Origin of the sequence: Microbacterium sp. LRZ72, from assembly GCF_033792225.1 — a bacterium.
Taxonomy (GTDB): domain Bacteria; phylum Actinomycetota; class Actinomycetes; order Actinomycetales; family Microbacteriaceae; genus Microbacterium.
Map to the genome: position 1 here is coordinate 224,843 of NZ_JANGEX010000002.1, position 16,628 is coordinate 241,470.

General features: G+C 72.5%; 11 protein-coding genes. 6 read left to right on the forward strand and 5 right to left on the reverse strand.

Annotated elements, in window-relative coordinates:
- Nucleotides 1-447 precede the first annotated feature (447 nt).
- Both M4I32_RS03545 and M4I32_RS03550 read right to left on the reverse strand, forming a co-directional pair.
- Nucleotides 448-1,284, reverse strand: a complete 837-nt coding sequence (locus M4I32_RS03545) for an aldo/keto reductase (RefSeq protein ID WP_319033108.1) — start codon at nt 1,282-1,284, stop codon at nt 448-450.
- Nucleotides 1,285-1,293: 9 nt separating this feature from the next.
- Nucleotides 1,294-2,625 (reverse strand): hypothetical protein, encoded by a 1,332-nt coding sequence (locus M4I32_RS03550; RefSeq protein WP_319033109.1) that lies wholly within the window; start codon nt 2,623-2,625, stop codon nt 1,294-1,296.
- A 43-nt stretch (nt 2,626-2,668) separates the two neighbouring features.
- On the opposite strand from M4I32_RS03550, the gene hrpA reads away from it, so the two are divergent.
- The 6 genes from hrpA to M4I32_RS03580 all read left to right on the forward strand — a co-directional run bounded on the left by hrpA (nt 2,669) and on the right by M4I32_RS03580 (nt 11,954).
- Nucleotides 2,669-6,703: an ATP-dependent RNA helicase HrpA gene (hrpA, locus tag M4I32_RS03555; protein WP_319033110.1), complete on the forward strand. Its 4,035-nt coding sequence runs from the start codon at nt 2,669-2,671 to the stop codon at nt 6,701-6,703.
- 43 nt (nt 6,704-6,746) lie between these two features.
- The gene (locus M4I32_RS03560; RefSeq protein WP_319033111.1) at nt 6,747-7,580 is read left to right on the forward strand and encodes an NADPH-dependent oxidoreductase; all 834 of its coding nucleotides are present in this window, start codon (nt 6,747-6,749) and stop codon (nt 7,578-7,580) included.
- A gap of 55 nt (nt 7,581-7,635) precedes the next feature.
- Nucleotides 7,636-8,577 (forward strand): NADP-dependent oxidoreductase, encoded by a 942-nt coding sequence (locus tag M4I32_RS03565; protein ID WP_319033112.1) that lies wholly within the window; start codon nt 7,636-7,638, stop codon nt 8,575-8,577.
- A gap of 175 nt (nt 8,578-8,752) precedes the next feature.
- Nucleotides 8,753-10,087, forward strand: a complete 1,335-nt coding sequence (locus tag M4I32_RS03570) for an O-acetylhomoserine aminocarboxypropyltransferase/cysteine synthase family protein (protein WP_319033113.1) — start codon at nt 8,753-8,755, stop codon at nt 10,085-10,087.
- Nucleotides 10,088-10,096: 9 nt separating this feature from the next.
- Complete coding sequence (locus tag M4I32_RS03575) at nt 10,097-11,080, forward strand: Gfo/Idh/MocA family oxidoreductase (protein WP_319033114.1); 984 nt, start codon at nt 10,097-10,099, stop codon at nt 11,078-11,080.
- Nucleotide 11,081: 1 nt separating this feature from the next.
- The gene (locus M4I32_RS03580; protein ID WP_319033115.1) at nt 11,082-11,954 is read left to right on the forward strand and encodes an NYN domain-containing protein; all 873 of its coding nucleotides are present in this window, start codon (nt 11,082-11,084) and stop codon (nt 11,952-11,954) included.
- Nucleotides 11,955-11,972: 18 nt separating this feature from the next.
- Here M4I32_RS03580 and M4I32_RS03585 read toward each other — a convergent pair whose 3' ends face one another.
- The 3 genes from M4I32_RS03585 to M4I32_RS03595 are packed head-to-tail and all read right to left on the reverse strand — an operon-like array spanning nt 11,973 to nt 16,573.
- On the reverse strand, nt 11,973-13,406 hold the full coding sequence (locus tag M4I32_RS03585) for an FAD-binding oxidoreductase (RefSeq protein WP_319033116.1): 1,434 nt from the start codon (nt 13,404-13,406) through the stop codon (nt 11,973-11,975).
- A complete protein-coding gene (locus tag M4I32_RS03590; RefSeq protein WP_319033117.1) occupies nt 13,403-13,999 on the reverse strand; it encodes a hypothetical protein in 597 nt (198 codons plus the stop codon). The genes M4I32_RS03585 and M4I32_RS03590 overlap by 4 nt, the downstream gene beginning before the upstream one ends.
- 27 nt (nt 14,000-14,026) lie before the next feature.
- Nucleotides 14,027-16,573, reverse strand: coding sequence for an ATP-dependent Clp protease ATP-binding subunit (locus M4I32_RS03595; RefSeq protein WP_319033118.1), 2,547 nt, complete (start codon nt 16,571-16,573; stop codon nt 14,027-14,029).
- Between the last annotated feature and the right edge of the window lie 55 nt (nt 16,574-16,628).

Here is a 16,628-nt window from a genome sequence, read left to right on the forward strand (position 1 = left end):
GGCCCGACCCTAGACCCGCCGCCGTCACGTCACCGGCCTCTCGCTCGTGGGAGAGGTCGCCGGGGCGGGATCGCGCGCTGTGGAGGAAGAGTGCTGCCGAAAGTGAACTCCGATTATTCGAATGCCACTCGAGGCTCACGGACCGATGACGCCGCCTCACCCGCCTCGGGTTCGCCACGCGAATCACACCGCCACCCCGAAGTGGCATACGGATTCTGGGACCGCCCGCCCCGAGTTCGCCGCGCCACACCGTCACCCCGAAGTGGCATACGGATTCCGGGTCACCCATCCCAAACCGGCCACGTGCACCACACCGCCACCCCGAAGTGGCATACGGATTCCGGGACCGCCCGCCCCGAACCCGCCACACGAACGACACCACCACCCCGAAGTGGCATACGGATCCTGGAACGCGGCACCCGGTCGAGAGCGAGAGGGCGCGGCCGCTCAGTTCACGTCGTCGGGGTGCGCGCCCACGCGGCCCGAGCCGTCGCCGGGGTCGAGCGCGTCGATCGCGGCCATCTCGGCGTCGGTGAGCTGCAGGTCGAACACGTCCATGTTCTCTCGCAGCCGCTCCGCCCGCACCGACTTCGGAAAGACGACGTTGCCCTTCTGGATATGCCAGCGCAGCACGACCTGGGCTACCGACTTGCCGTGCGCCGCGGCCGCGCCCGCGACCGCGGGCTCGGAGAACAGGTCGTACTTGCCCTGGCCCAGTGGGCCCCATGCCTCGATCAGCACGCCGTTCTCACGTGCCCAGGCGACGACGTCGCGCTGCTGATGCGCCGGGTGCAGCTCGATCTGGTCCACAGCCGGCGTCACGCCCGTCTCGGCGACGATGCGCTCGAGGTGCCGCACCAGAAAGTTCGAGACCCCGATGCTGCGCGCCAGGCCGGCGTCGCGCATGGCGATCAGCGCCTGCCACGCCTCGACGTAGTTGTCGTTGGCGGGCGTCGGCCAGTGCACGAGGTACAGGTCGACGTACTCGAGCCCGAGCTTGGCCAGGCTCTCTCTGATGGCCTTCTGCGGCTCGTCGCCCTCGTGCCGGTCGTTCCAGAGCTTGGTCGTGACGAAGAGCTCGTCGCGGGGGATGCCGGAGGCGGCGATGGCGGCGCCGACGCCCTCCTCGTTGCCGTAGACGGCGGCGGTATCGATGTGCCGGTAGCCGAGCGCGAGCGCCTCACCCACAGCGCGGGCGGTGTCGTCGGCGGGCACCTTGAACACGCCGTAGCCGAGCTGGGGGATGTCGTGACCGGAATTCAGTCGCAGAGCGGGAATCGTCATGTCCCCAGCCTACGAAGACGACAGTGGCAGCGCCTCGCGCAACCCGTAGATGTGCACCGCTCCGCCACCGCCGGCGAAGAAGGTGTCGGTCATCGCCCGCAGCGGCACGCCGACCACCGCCACGTCATCCGCCGTGAGCCGTTCGAAGGTCGCGGTCGTCGAACTGGGCGACTTCGCGTCGCCGCCGCTCGCCGGCCGGTCGACCCGCGCCAGCTGGGTGTGCGCCTGGTAGCGCGGGTTCGCGGGCGCGACGTGGTTGCCCCACGCGGAGGCGACGCCGAAGACGGGGCCCGCTCCCGTCGGCGAGAATCCGTCGCCCACGACGAACTGCCCGTCGACGTTGAACGCGTATCCGCCGGCGGCGACGGCCACCGATGCCGCGCGCAGCGCCGCCCCGCACGAAGGCACTAGCTGCAGCTCGATGCCGTCCCCCGCATCGCGCGGCCAGCGATTGCGCGGCAGACCCTGCCGCAGGCGGGCGTCGGTGTGATCGAGGCAGATCTCAACGCCGACGTCGACCGGCGCCGCGGCATCCGGCGCCAATCGAGCGATCGCGTGGGCGTCGTCGGCGCGGCGCTTGAGATCGCCCGCCGACAGGTCGATGAACGCGTGCGCGATCATCTGCTCGGTCACGACGTCGGCCCGCCCTGTGGTGTCCCACAGCACGAAGTCCTCCCCCGAGTCGACGTACTTCTCGGTCGTCGCGACGCGCCCGCCGAACGCTCCGCGTGGGGTTCCGAGCGGCGCCCCGCCCATCAGCAGCGCCCGGTTTCGCACCTGCAGCACGGGATGCGCGTGCCCCCACTCGAGGTAGTCCTCGACCATGTCGAAGACCTTGACCTGGTCTTCGCCGGATGCCCGCCGGTAGCGGGCCGCAAGGTCGGCGACGACGCCGTTGCGCACGAGCGTCGTGGCGCGCGAGAACACCTCCCGCGGGTCGTCGGCCTGGGCGGTGATGGCGGTGCCGAACAGGAACAGCCAGTCGGCGTACTCGTCGGCGGGGAATTCCCGCTCGAGCAGCGTCTGCAGGTGGTCGACCGGGTCGGTCTCGCCGGTCCCGAACAGATACGGCCCCTGGGGTCCGTGCCAGAAGAACTCGGGCACCGCGAAGACGTTCAGCACGCCCTCGTCGTCGTCCGGCAGCGCCTCCCGTGCGGCGTGCACGGCGGCGCGCAGGATGCCGAGGCGCCCGGCGATGTCGGACTCGGCATCCGGCAGCCCCAGGTACGTGCCGCCGAGCGACCCGCCGCCGCCGGGGGAGCCGAGCGGCACCATCTGAGCCGGGGCCGTGGGGATCGCGTAGCCGATGAACCGCACGCGCTGCCAGCCCGGTGTCGTCATCCGCCCAGCCTAGAGGCGGCCCGTCGCCGTACCATGGAGGGTCATGTCCGCGTCCACCGCCTCTCCCCTCGACGGTGTGATCTCGTACCCGCCCGAGCTGCCGGTCAGCGCCGCCCGTGACGAGATCGCCGCCGCGATCCGGGATCATCAGGTCGTGATCGTCGCCGGGGCGACGGGCTCGGGCAAGACGACGCAGCTGCCGAAGATCTGCCTCGAGCTGGGCCGCGAGAGAATCGCCCATACGCAGCCCCGCCGCATCGCCGCGCGCACGATCGCCGAGCGCATCGCCGACGAGCTCGACGTCGAGCTCGGCACGACCGTCGGCTACAAGGTGCGCTTCACCGACAAGGTCTCCGACGCCACGCGCGTGGCCCTGTTGACCGACGGCATCCTGCTCAACGAGATCCATCGCGACCGCCTGCTGCGCCGCTACGACACGGTCATCGTCGACGAGGCGCACGAGCGCAGCCTCAACGTCGACTTCCTGCTCGGCTATCTGCACCGCATCCTGCCCGAGCGCCCGGATCTGAAGCTCATCATCACGTCGGCGACGATCGATCCCGAGAGCTTCGCGGCGCATTTCGCGGATGCCGCCGGCCGGCCGGCGCCGATCGTCGAGGTGTCGGGGCGCACCTACCCCGTCGAGGTGCGCTACCGCGCGCTGGTCGTTGAGCGAGCGCAGCGAGACGATCCGGTCGTTGAGCGAGCGCAGCGAGACGAAACGCCCGCCCCCGCCGCCTACGACGCCGACGGCGACGAGATCGCGGGCGTCGTCGCGGCGCTCCGCGAACTCGACCGCGAGCCCGCCGGCGACGTCCTCGTGTTCCTCCCCGGCGAGGCCGAGATCCGGGATGCCGCGGACGCGGTGCGCGCGGCGTACTCCGCCGACGCCTCGCCCACCGAGGTGCTCCCCCTCTATGGGCGCCTGAGCGCCGCCGAGCAGCACCGCGTGTTCGAGCGCACGAGCGTCGCCGGGTTGCGGCGGCGCGTGATCCTCGCCACCAACGTCGCCGAGACCAGCCTGACCGTGCCGGGCATCAAGTACGTCATCGACGTCGGCACCGCCCGCATCTCTCGCTACAGCAACCGGGCGAAGGTGCAGCGTCTGCCGATCGAGCCGGTCTCGCAGGCCTCCGCCCAGCAGCGCTCGGGACGGGCGGGGCGCACGAGCGACGGCGTCGCGATCCGCCTCTACTCCGAGGAAGACTTCGCGAAGCGTCCGGAGTTCACCGAACCCGAGATCCTGCGCACGAGCCTGGCGTCGGTCATCCTGCAGATGCTCGCGCTGGGTTTCGGCGACATCCAGGCGTTCCCGTTCCTCACCCCGCCCGACTCCCGCGGGGTCAAGGCCGCGCTCGACCTGCTCGTCGAGCTGCGCGCCGTCACGCTGCGTCCGGGTTCCGAGCCGCGGCTGACCAAGACCGGGCACGAGATCGCGCGGATGCCGATCGATCCCCGGTTCGCCCGCATGCTCATCGAAGCGCAGCGCACGGGAGCCGCCGACGCGGTGCTCGCGATCGTCGCCGGGATGTCGATCCAGGACGTGCGGGAGCGCCCGGAGGCCGTGCGCGATCAGGCCGACCGGCTGCACGCCCGGTTCACCGACCCCACCAGCGACTTTCTCACCCTGCTGAACCTGTGGAACCACCTGCGCGAACAGGCCCGTGAGCTCGGCTCGAGCGCGTTCCGGCGCCTGTGCCGGGCCGAGCACCTCAACTACGTGCGCGTGCGCGAGTGGTTCGACGTGCACCGGCAGCTGCGCTCGCTCGTGCGCACCGACGCCACCCCGGGCGTTGAGCGAGCAACGCGAGACGAAACGCACGGCACCCCCGACCCGGACGCCATCCACCGCGCGATCCTCGCCGGGCTGCTCTCGCATATCGGCGTGCTCGACGCACGCGCCCTCGCGAAGGCGACGAACGAGCGCCGAGACCGCCGGCCGGCACCGGCGGAGTACCTCGGCGCCCGCGGCATCCGGTTCGCCGTCTTTCCCGGCTCGGGGCTCAAGAAGAAGCGCCCGCAGGCGGTGATGGCGGCCGAGCTGGTCGAGACGTCGCGCCTGTTCGCGCGCACGGTCGCAGCGATCGACCCCGCGTGGGCCGAAGCCCTCGCGGGCGACCTGGCCAAGCGTCAGGTGAACGAGCCGCACTGGTCGAAGGATGCCGGCGCGGCCGTCGCGTACGAGAAGGTCACCCTGTTCGGGGTCGAGATCATCCCCCGCCGCCGGGTGCAGTTCGCGCGCATCGACCGCGCCGCCGCACGCGAGCTCTTCGTGCGCCACGCCCTGGTCGAGGGCGAATGGAACGCCGACCGGATCGACAAGCGGCTCACCGCCTTCGCGCGGGCGAACCACGAGCTGCGCCGCCGCCTGGAGAAGCTCGAGGAACGCGAGCGCCGCCGCGACATCCTCGCCGGCGACGAGGCCGTCTTCGACTTCTACGACACCCGTGTGCCCCGCGACGTCTTCGATGTGCGCTCGTTCGAGACCTGGTGGCGCGACGCGCAGGCGCGCACGCCGAATCTGCTCTCGATGCGCGAGGACGACCTGATCGAGGGCGACGCGCGAGCCGACGCACGCGAGTTCCCCACCCGCTGGACGCAGGGCGATCAGACGCTGACCCTGGCCTACCGCTTCGAGCCGGGCGCCGACGACGACGGCGTGAACGTCGTCGTGCCCCTGCCGCTGCTCGCCGGGCTGCGCCCGGACGGATTCGACTGGCAGGTGCCCGGCCTGCGCGCCGAGCTGATCGCCGGGCTGCTGCGCGCGCTGCCCAAGGTGATCCGCCGCAACGTCGTGCCGGCGGCCGACTGGGCGGCGCGCTTCGCGGAGGAGCTCGCGGGCTCCGGCCCCGAGGACCACGCGGGGCTCCCGCCCGAGTCCCTGGTCGACGCGCTCGCCCGCCGCGTGCAGCGCGTGGCGAACCAGAGGGTCACCGCCGCCGACTTCGACCTCGACCGGGTGCCGGCGCACCTGCGCATGGCCTTCCGCGTCGTCGACGGGCGCGGGCGCACGGCCGGGGCCGGTCGCAACCTGTCGGAGCTGCAGGACGCGCTCGCCGGCCGCGCCCGCGAGAGCGTCGCCTCGCGACTGCGCGCAGACGGATCCGAGCGGGGCCCGCGCCGCGGCGCGGACGGGCCCGGACAGCCCGGCACGGGACCGGCATCGCTCGTCGCGAGCGCGAGCGCGGGAGCCGCCCCCGCGGGGGTGCGGGAGCGCACCGGCATCATCACCTGGCACGTGGGCACGCTGCCCGAGGTGGTCGACACGAAGGTCGCCGGAGGCGTGGTGCGCGGCTACCCGACCCTCGTCGACGAGGGCGCGAGCGTCGCCCTGCGCGTGGAGTCGACCCCGGATGCCGCGGCGCGGTCGCTGCGCGCCGGCATCCGTCGCCTGGTGCTGCTGGCCGTGCCCTCTCCCGTGGGGTACGTGCAGGAGCACCTGACGGCGAAGGAGAAGCTCGCGCTGGCGGCGTCGCCGTACGCCTCGGCGAAGGCGCTGATCGAGGACTGCCGCGTGGCGGTCGCCGATGCGCTCATCGCCGGGGTCGTCCCCGACGGGGTCGTCCGCACCGAGGCCGACTTCGCGCGGGTGCGGGATGCCGTCTCGGCCGGCATCGTCGACGGCCTCTTCTCGTGCGTGTCGCTGGTCGCGCGCATCATCGCGCTGCATCGCGACGCCGAGCGCGACCTGCGCACGCAGAACTCGCTGACGCTGCTGGGCGCCCTGAACGATGTGCGCGGGCAGCTGGCGGCGCTGCTGCACCCGGGTTTCGTCTCGCGAACGGGCACCGCGCGCCTGGCGCACCTGCCGCGCTACCTCGACGCGGCGCGGATGCGGCTGCAGGGGCTCGCCGACAATCCGGGGCGCGACCGGCAGCGCATGAGCGAGTACGAGCGCGCCGCCGCCGCATACGTCGACGCCGGGGGCGCCCTCCCCCTCGCGGAGGATGCCGCGCCGAACCTCGTGCGCGCGCGCTGGCTGCTCGAGGAGCTCCGCGTCAGCCTGTTCGCCCAGTCGCTCGGAACGGCCGAGCCGGTCTCGCCCCAGCGCATCGCCAAGGCCCTGCGCGAGGGTTGAGCGGCCGGAGCCGTCGCTGCGCACCGCCGGTAGGGTGGCAGCGATGGCAGAGCACCGCATCCCCGACGACCCCGCCGCCGCGGCCGAGGCCCGCTACGGCGGCGCGCCCGCTCCCGGCGTGCGCGAGGACGCGAACGGCGTCGTCCCGCTGCTGCTGCGCCACCACTCCGTGCGCCATTTTTCCGACGAGCCAATCGACGACACCACCGTGGACACCCTGATCGCCGCCGCGCAGTCGGCGTCGACGTCGTCGAACCTGCAGGTGTGGAGCGTCGTGGTGCTCCGCGACCCGGAACGCAAGGACCAGGCGGCAGCACTGGCCGGCGATCAGGACTTCATCCGGCAGGCGCCGCTGTTCCTGGTGTTCGTGGCGGACTGGTCACGCGGACGCACCCTCGCACGCGAGGCCGGGCGAGAGCCCGAGGCACTCGACTACCTCGAGTCGACCATGGTCGGCGCGATCGACGCCGCCATCGCCGCGCAGAACACCGTCGTCGCGGCCCAGGCGCTCGGCTACGGCACCGTGTACGTCGGCGCCGTGCGCAATCGGGCCGCGCAGATGGCGGACTTCCTCGGCCTGCCGGAGGGGTCCTTCCCCGTGGCCGGACTCGCGATCGGCACCGCGCACCCCGACGAGAGCGCCGCGGTCAAGCCGCGGCTGCCGCAGCGCATCGTGCGCCATGACGAGACGTACCGGCCGGCCGTCGCGGACGAGCTGACACGCTACGACGAGGCACTGCGCGCCCACAACTCCCGGCACGGTCGCTCCCGCGGCTGGCAGGACGGCGTGGTCACCCGCGTCACCGACACGGCCGCCCTGCACGGGCGGGAGCAGCTTCGCCAGACCCTCGCCGACCGGGGCCTGCCCTCCCACTGACACCCGACCCGCGGAACAGAACCCGCACGCACTCCCCCGAGACGAAGGAGCACCCATGACCCAGGTGATTCAGTACAGCGAGTTCGGCGACGCCGACGTGCTGCGGCTGCAGGAGATCCCCACGCCCGCCCCGGGCCCCGGCCAGATCCTGGTGCGCATCCAAGCCGCGGGTGTGAACCCCATCGACGCGAAGATGCGCTCCGGAGCCCGCTCCGGCGGCTCGCTCGACAAGCCGCGCCGCGTGGGCCGTGACGGCGCCGGCGTCGTGGCGGCGGTCGCGGAAGACGTGCTCGGCTTCTCGGTCGGCGACGCCGTGGCCTTCCGCGACACCGGCGGCACCTACGCCACCGAGCTGGTCGTCGACGCCGCCAACGCGGTCCCGCGTCCCCCGTCCGTCACCGCCGCCGCGGCCGCCGGGATCGGCATCCCCGCGGGCACCGCCTATCAGGCGCTGCGCTCCCTGCGTGTCGGCGCCGGCGACACGCTGCTCGTCCACGCGGGTTCGGGAGCCGTCGGCCAGATGGCCGTGCAGTACGCCGTGCTCTGGGGTGCAACGGTGATCGCGACCGCCAGCCCGCGCCGCTTCGACCGCGTGCGCGACCTGGGCGCGACGCCCGTGGCATACGGCGACGGCCTCGAGCAGCGCGTGCGCGATGCGGCGCCCGACGGCGTGACCGTGGCCCTCGACACCGCCGGCACGGACGAGGCGATCGAGACCTCGCTCGCGCTCGTCGCCGACCGCGACCGCATCGCGACGATCGTGCGGGGCCGGGATGCCGCCGACTTCGGCATCCGCGCGTTCGGCGGGGGCAGCGCGAATCCGCTCGCCGACATCGAGCTCGCCTGGCGCGCCGAGGCGCTGCCGGTCACCGTCGCGCTGCTGGCCGCGGGCGCCTTCTCGATCGAGCAGGGCCCCTCGTTCGCCCTCGCCGACGCGGCCGACGCGCACCGGGCCGTCGAGTCGGGCGCCGACGGCAAGATCGCCATCGTCCCCTGAGTCGCCATCGTCCCCTGACGAGAAACCACCGTTCGCGCGAAACGCCCCGCGATGCGGCAGGTCTCGCGCGAACGGTGGTTTCCAGGGGGCGTGCCGCCCGCGCGCCCGCGCCCGGCTCCGCAATACAGCGACACACGCCTTCGGCCCGCCGCGGCGCGCGTGTGACGATGTCGGCATGAGCGATCCCCTCCTGCCCGCGCGCCCGGATGCGGGCGCCGCGTTCGCGACGGTGCAGGTGCAGTCGGGGTACACCCCGGGCGTCGCCCAGAACACGGCGATCCCGCCGGTGTACCAGTCGAACGCCTACGAGTTCGCGTCGCTCGCGCAGGCCCGTGACGTCTTCGCGCTGCGCACGCTCGGCAACACCTACAGCCGCAGCTCCAACCCCACCCAGCTCGTGCTCGAGGAGCGCGTGGCACGGCTCGAAGGCGGGCGCTCGGCCGCCGCCGTCGCCTCGGGCCAGGCCGCCGCGGCCGGTGCGATCCTCGCCCTGGCCTCGGCAGGCCACCACGTCGTCGCCGCGCGCCAGCTCTACGGCGGCACCGTCGACCTGCTCGACGACTCGCTCGCGAGCCTCGGCATCGACGTCACGTTCGTCGACCAGGACGACCTCGACGGCTGGCGCGCCGCCGTGCGCCCCGAGACCCGCGCCTTCTTCGCCGAGTCGATCACCAACCCGCTCGCGACCGTGCTCGATGTGCGGGCCGTCGCCGACATCGCGCACGAGGCGGGCGTGCCGCTCGTGATCGACAACACGGTCGCGACGCCCTATCTGCTGCGGCCGGGCGATCACGGCGCCGACATCATCGTGCACTCCGCGACCAAGTACCTGGGCGGGCACGGCAGTGCGCTCGGCGGCGTGGTGGTGGATATCGGCAGCTTCGACTTCGGCGCCGCGCCCGAGCGCTGGCCCCAGTTCACCCGGGCGTACCCCCGGTTCGGCGATCTCGTGCTCTGGGAGCGCTTCGGCGCCGGCCAGGCGCTGACCGTGTACCTCAAGACCCGGTACGTGCACGACTTCGGCCCCACGCTGTCGGCGTGGGCGGCGGCGCAGCTGCTGCAGGGCATCGAGACCCTCGACATCCGGATGCAGCGCCACTCCCGCACGGCCCTCGAGGTGGCGCAGGCGCTGGACGAGCACCCCGCCGTCGCGCGTGTGCATCACCCGGGGCTCGAGGCGAACTCGTGGCACGAGCGGGCGCGGCACTACCTGCCCCGCGGCGCGTCGGCGGTCTTCGCATTCGATCTGGTCGCCACGGGCGACGCCGCGGCCGACGACCGCCGCGTCGAGCGCGTGATCGACGGCCTGCGGGTCGTGCGCCTGGTCGCCAACATCGGCGACGCGCGCTCGTTCGTCTCGCACCCGGCATCCATGACCCACGGCCATCTCTCACCCGCGCAGCTGGCCGAGGCGGGCATCGGGCCGACGACGATCCGTCTCTCGATCGGCCTGGAGGATCCGGGCGACATCGTGGCCGATCTGCGCGCCGCGCTGGATGCCGGCGCGTAGGCTCGACGCATGACAGGACTGCGCTGGGGCATACTCGCGACGGGCCTGATCGCCCGTCTGTTCACGAACGACCTGCGCACGGCCGGGCTGAATCCCGTGGCGGTGGGGTCGCGCTCGCCCGAGTCGGCGCAGCGGTTCGCCGACGAGTTCGGCATCCCGCGCGCGCACGGCAGCTACGCCGCGCTGATGGACGACCCCGACGTCGACATCATCTACGTCGCCACGCCGCACCCGGGGCACGCCGAGAACGCGATCGCGGCGATCGAAGCCGGAAAGCACGTGCTCGTCGAGAAGCCGTTCACGCTCAACGCGCGCGAGGCGGCGGCCGTCCGCGACGCGGCGGCGCGGCAGGGCGTGCTCGTGATGGAGGCGATGTGGTCGCGCTACCTGCCGCACATGGTGCGGGTGCGCGAGCTGGTCACCGGCGGCGCCCTCGGCGACGTGCGGGCGCTGAGCGCCGACCACACCCAGCGCATCACCGACGACCCCCTGCACCGCCTGAACGCCCTCGAGCTGGGCGGCGGCGCCCTGCTCGACCTGGGCATCTACCCCGTCTCGTTCGCCTGGGACGTGCTGGGCGAGCCCGAGACCATCATCGCGAGCGCCCGCACGGGACTGACCGGTGCCGACAGCGAGGTCGCGACCGTGTTCACTCATGCCGGCGGCGCGCTGTCGACGACCCTGTCGTCGGCGCGGGCGGCGGGGCCGAACATCGCGACGATCATCGGAACAGAGGCCCGCATCGACATCGACCGCGTCTGGTACAACGCCACCTCGTTCCGTCTCATTGCGCCCGACGGCACGGTGCTCGAGGATTTCGCCTCGCGCGTCGAGGGCCGGGGCATGCAGTACCAGGCGCTGGGCGCCGAGCGCCTCGTGGCCGAGGGCAACCTGCGCGGCGACATCCTCACGATCGACGAGACCGTGGCCATCATGGGCACGCTCGACGAGATCCGACGCCAGATCGGCGTGACCTACCCCGGCGAGGAGTGACATGCCCGATTCCACCGACGCCCGCGTCGCGGTCTACATCGACTTCGACAACATCGTGATGTCCTGGTACGACCGGGTGCACGGGCGCAACGCCTATGCCCGCGACCGCCAGAAGATCAGCGACGACGCCTCGGCGCCCGAGATCGTCGACAAGCTCGGCAAGGCCATGGTCGACGTGGGCGCCGTGATCGATTACGCCGCGTCGTTCGGCACCCTCGTGCTCACCCGCGCCTACGCCGACTGGTCGGCGCCCGTCAACGCCGTCTACCGCAGCCAGCTGGTGGCGCGCGCCGTCGACCTGGTGCAGCTGTTCCCCGCGGCGGCGTACGCCAAGAACGGGGCCGACATCCGGCTGGCCGTGGATGCCGTCGAAGACATGTTCCGCCTGCCCGACCTCACGCACGTCGTGATCGTCGCGGGCGATTCCGATTATGTGCCGCTCGCGCAGCGCTGCAAGCGGCTCGGCCGGTACGTGGTCGGGGTCGGGGTCGCCGGATCGACGGCGAAGTCGCTGGCCGCCGCGTGCGACGAGTTCGACGACTACGACGCGCTACCCGGAGTGGCGCGGACCGAGACCGAGGATCCGAAGACGGATGCCGCGACATCCACCCGTTCGCGTTCGCGCCGTCGGGCGAACGACCCGGCCGCCGACCTGCTCGAACGCGCCCTGCGCATCGGTCACGACCGCGACGACTCGGAATGGCAGCACGCGTCGGCGGTCAAGTCACTTTTGAAGCGGATGGACCCCGCGTTCACCGAGAAGTCGTACGGATTCCGCTCATTCTCGGACTTCGTGAAGGCGCACCCGAAGGTGGCCGAGTTCGACGAGTCCGACAACATCGTGCGCATCCGGCTCTCCCCCGAACGCCACTGAGACGGCGACCGGCGGGGCTCAGGACGCGTCGGGGCGCGGGGGCGGGAACGCCTTGCCGGGGTTGAGCACGCCGCGCGGGTCGAGGGCGTCCTTGACGGCCTGATGCATGCTCCGCACGACCGGGCTCAGCTCGCCCATCGCGCCGGGAAGCTTCAGCAGACCCACCCCGTGCTCGCCGGTGACCGTTCCGCCCAGCGCCCGGCACTCCTCGACGATGCGCGCGAACGCGGTGGCGGCCCGCGCCATGGCCTCCTCGTCCTGGTCGTCGACGACGATCAGCGGATGCAGGTTGCCGTCGCCGGCGTGGGCGATGTTGGCGATCAGCGTGTCGGTCTCCGCGGCGATCGTCTCGATGCGCGCCAGCGCCTCGGGCACGGCGCGGCGCGGCACGCAGACGTCCTCGGTCAGCACCGGACCGACGCGCTCCAGGGCGGAGTAGGCCAGCCTGCGGGCCGCGAACAGCCGCGCGACCTCGGCGGGCGTCGCGGCGCGCTCGACCTGCGCCCCGCCCGCCGAGACCATCAGGTCGGCGAGGCGCTCGGCCAGCACCTCGCCGACCTCGCCGACCTCATCGACGGTGGCCAGCAGCAGGGCGCGCGCATCGTCGGGAAGGTCCCATCCCTGCCACTCGGCCACGGCCTGCAGGCAGGTGCGATCGATCAGCTCCAGCGCGGAGGGCACGATGCCGTCGGCGGTCACCGCGGCGACGGCGTGACCGGCGTCCTCGAGGCTGGCGAAATAGCCGACGACGGCGCGTTCCTGCCTGCCTGCCAGCGGCCGCAGGCGCACGGTGACGTCGACGATGACGCCCAGAGTGCCCTCCGATCCCACCATGAGCGCGGTCAGGTCGTAGCCGGTGACGCCCTTGGCGGTCGTGCGGCCGAGGTGGGCGACCTCGCCCGACGCCGTCACGACGGTCATGCCGAGCACGTAGTCGCGCGTGACGCCGTACTTGACGCAGCAGATGCCACCGGCGTTCGTGGCGACGTTGCCCCCGATCGAGCTGATCTCGGCGCTGGCCGGATCGGGCGGATACCAGAGGCCGAACGACGCGACGTACCGGCGCAGCTCGTCGTTGAGCACGCCCGCCTCGACGACGGCGTACCGTTCTTCGGCATCCACATCGATGATCGTGCGCATCCGCTCCAGCGAGAGCACGATCGATCCGGTCACCGCGTTGGCCCCGCCCGAGAGGCCGGTGCCCGCACCCCGGGGGATCACCGGGATCTCGTGCGCGGATGCCGCGCGCATGACGGCCACGACGTCGTCGATCGAGCGGGCGAAGACCACCGCCAGCGGCTCGGCGAAATCCGCCCACGTCGCGGCGTCGCGACTGCAGCGGGCCAGCGTCTCGGCATCGGTCGCGACGGCGCCCTCCGGCAGCTGCTCGACCAGCTGGTCGACGACGGGGTGCGCCGCGGTCGCGCGTTCCTCGGTCCGGGGCTCGTTCACTCCGCGCCCACTCCGACCGTCAGATGCTCCATCAGCGCCGGCCACACCGCGGGCAGCGACCCGCCCTCGGCACGCGAGGCCCGTCCCTCGGGCAGACGCTGCGTGATCCACGCGAGCGCGTCCGCGCCCTCGCCATGCTCGCCGGGTACGAGCAGGACCTCGGGTTCGATGCGCCGCAGCAGGATCTCGACGTCGCTCTGCGCGAGCGGCTGCTCCGGCACCCGCAGGCCCACGAACGCCACCCGATCGATGGCGGGACCGAGCGCGATGACGGCCTCGACGGCGCGCCATCCCACGCCGCCGAGCGCGACCAGGCCGGCCGGGCGGTCGGCGGTCACGCCCTGCCCGTGCAGCGCCCGCGCGAGCGCCTGCGCCTGCTCCTGGTCGGGCGTCTCCCCGCCGAACGACTCGCGGTCGCCCAGGTCGACCGCGGGCACCCCGACCGACACGAGCCGCACGCCGAAGCGCGAGGTCACGCGCGGGTCGGGGTCGGGGATCGCGATGGTGCCCTCGCGGACGAGGACGACGTTGCGCGATGCCCCGAGATGCCCCGAGCTGTGGAGGGTCAGTTGCTGGTGACGCAGGCCTTGCATTCCGCCATCGTGTCACGCCCGACGGTGTTACGCCGCGTTCTGCAGCACACCGGCGCTCACCTGCAGGCCCGTGCCCGCGGCATCCACCCGCACGCTGCCGCCGTCGGTCAGCACGCCCGAGACGAGCAGGTCCGCGATGCGGTCGTCGATCTCGCGCTGCACCAGGCGGCGCAGCGGCCGCGCCCCGTACTCGGGCTCGTAGCCGGTCTCGGCGAGCCAGTCGATGGCTGCGTCGGTCAGCTCCAGGTCGATGTCCCGCGATGCCAGGCGCGCCCGGGTCGCGTCGGCGACGAGCGAGACGATCTGCCGCAGCTGCGACTTCTCGAGCTTGCGGAACAGCACGATCTCGTCGATGCGGTTGAGCAGCTCGGGGCGCATGGCCTCGCGCACCTTGCCCATGACGCGCGCCCGCAGCTCGTCCTCGCTGCCGAAGCCGGTCGAGCCACCGCCGTCCGCGACGAAGCCGAGGGCTCCGGAGCGGGACGCGAGGAACTCGGACCCCAGGTTCGAGGTCATCACCACGACCGTGTTGCGGAAGTCGACCGTGCGGCCCTGACCGTCGGTCAGGCGCCCGTCGTCGAGCATCTGCAGCAGCAGGTTGAACACGTCCGGGTGCGCCTTCTCGATCTCGTCGAAGAGCACGACCGCGTACGGGTTGCGCCGCACGCGCTCGGTGAGCTGCCCCGCGTCGTCGAAGCCGACGTATCCGGGGGGCGCGCCGACCAGGCGCGATACGGTGTGCCGCTCGCCGAACTCGCTCATGTCGAAGCGGATCACCGACGTCTCGTCGTCGAACACGCTCGCGGCGAGCGCCTTCGCCAGCTCGGTCTTGCCGACGCCGGTCGGGCCGAGAAAGAGGAACGACCCGATCGGACGGTGGGCGTCGCCCATGCCGGTGCGGTTTCTGCGCACGGCCTTGGCCACCGCGGTGACGGCGGCGTCCTGCCCGATCACCCGGGCGTGCAGCTCATGCTCGAGGCCGGCCAGACGCTCGCGCTCGGGCGCGGTCAGTCGCGACACGGGGATGCCGGTGGCGCGGCTGATGACGCCCGCGATCTCGGGCTCGTCGACCACCAGCGTCGCCGCGGCATCCGCGTCGCCGGCCGCGCCCGCGAGCGTCTGCTGGGCGGCGACGATCTCGTCGCGCAGCAGCGACGCCTGCTCGTAGTCCTCGGCGGCCACGGCGGCCGACTTGTCGGACTCGAGCTGCTCCAGACGGGCGCTCAGCTCTTCGACGTCGATCTCGGGGCCACGACGCAGCCGCAGGCGGGCACCGGCCTGATCGATCAGGTCGATCGCCTTGTCGGGCAGCACGCGGTCGGGCAGGTAGCGGTCGCCCAGCTCGACGGCGGCGCGCAGCGCCTCGTCGGTGTACTGCACGCCGTGATGCTCTTCGTACGCCGTGCGCAGACCGCGCAGGATCTCGACGGCGACCTCGACGGAGGGCTCGCCCACCCGCACTGGCTGGAACCGGCGCTCGAGGGCGGCATCCTTCTCGATGGTGCGGTACTCCGACAGGGTCGTCGCGCCGATCAGGTGCAGCTCGCCCCGGGCGAGGCGCGGCTTGAGGATGTTTCCGGCATCCATCCCGCCGTCTCCCCCGCCGCCCGCGCCGACCACCGTGTGCACCTCGTCGATGAACACGATCACCTCGTCGCGGTGCCCGGCGATCTCGTCCATCGTCTGCGTCAGGCGCTCCTCGAAGTCGCCGCGGTAGCGCGTGCCCGCGAGCATCGCGGGAAGATCCAGCGAGATCACCCGCTTGCCCTGCAACTGGGCCGGCACGGCGTCGTCGACGATCGCCCGGGCCAGGCCCTCGACGACGGCGGTCTTGCCGACGCCGGCCTCGCCGATCAGCACGGGGTTGTTCTTCGTGCGCCGGGCGAGGATCTCGATGGTCTGCTCGATCTCGTTCTCGCGGCCGATCACGGGGTCGAGCAGGTTCGCCTCGGCCAGTCCGGTCAGATCGGTGCCGTACTTCTCGAGCATCGGCGTGTCGGACTCGGTCACCACATCCTCGCCGTCCACGGGCGTCATCGTCTCGCGGGCGCCCTGCGTCAGGGCCTCGGCCGTGACGCCCGCCTGCGCGAGGATCTGCCCGGCGGGGGCGTCCTGCGCGATGACGAGGGCGAAGAAGAGGTGCTCGGGGTCGATGTAGGTCGAGCCCGACGAACGGGCGACTTGGAAGGCGTGGAACAGCGCGCGCTGCACCGACGTCGTCACCACCGCACTGTCGACGTCGGCGGGGGTGGACGCCATCGGCAGTCGGTCGTCGGCGGCGCGCTCGATGGCGCGCGGGTCGGCGCCCAGTCGTTCCACCGCCTCGCGGGCCGGACTCTCGCCCACGATGACCCGCAGCACGTGGAGGGCATCGACCTCACGCTGACCGCGTTCGAGCGCGAGCCGGCCGGCCCGCTGCAGAATCTGCTGCGTGCGCGCACCCAGGAACCGGCTCAGATCGATCGAGCGGGCGGCGCGGGTGCGCTCACCGTTGAGGTAACGCGCGATGAACTCGTCGAACGCGTTCGCGCCGTCCCCGGCGCCCTCGGTGGGGGGTGTGACATCGTTGGGCACGAGGCCTCCTGAGTTGAGTGGATGAGCCGCAAGTTTAAGAACTTGCGCGCTGACG

What these genes read in the sequence shown, in the direction of transcription:
- M4I32_RS03570 (WP_319033113.1), top strand. Translation starts at nt 8,753, where the DNA reads ATGAGCGATCCCCTCCTGCCCGCGCGCCCGGATGCGGGCGCCGCGTTC.
- M4I32_RS03550 (WP_319033109.1), bottom strand. Translation starts at nt 2,625, where the DNA reads ATGACGACACCGGGCTGGCAGCGCGTGCGGTTCATCGGCTACGCGATC.
- M4I32_RS03545 (WP_319033108.1), bottom strand. Translation starts at nt 1,284, where the DNA reads ATGACGATTCCCGCTCTGCGACTGAATTCCGGTCACGACATCCCCCAG.
- M4I32_RS03560 (WP_319033111.1), top strand. Translation starts at nt 6,747, where the DNA reads ATGGCAGAGCACCGCATCCCCGACGACCCCGCCGCCGCGGCCGAGGCC.
- M4I32_RS03565 (WP_319033112.1), top strand. Translation starts at nt 7,636, where the DNA reads ATGACCCAGGTGATTCAGTACAGCGAGTTCGGCGACGCCGACGTGCTG.
- M4I32_RS03590 (WP_319033117.1), bottom strand. Translation starts at nt 13,999, where the DNA reads ATGCAAGGCCTGCGTCACCAGCAACTGACCCTCCACAGCTCGGGGCAT.
- M4I32_RS03580 (WP_319033115.1), top strand. Translation starts at nt 11,082, where the DNA reads ATGCCCGATTCCACCGACGCCCGCGTCGCGGTCTACATCGACTTCGAC.
- M4I32_RS03575 (WP_319033114.1), top strand. Translation starts at nt 10,097, where the DNA reads ATGACAGGACTGCGCTGGGGCATACTCGCGACGGGCCTGATCGCCCGT.
- hrpA (WP_319033110.1), top strand. Translation starts at nt 2,669, where the DNA reads ATGTCCGCGTCCACCGCCTCTCCCCTCGACGGTGTGATCTCGTACCCG.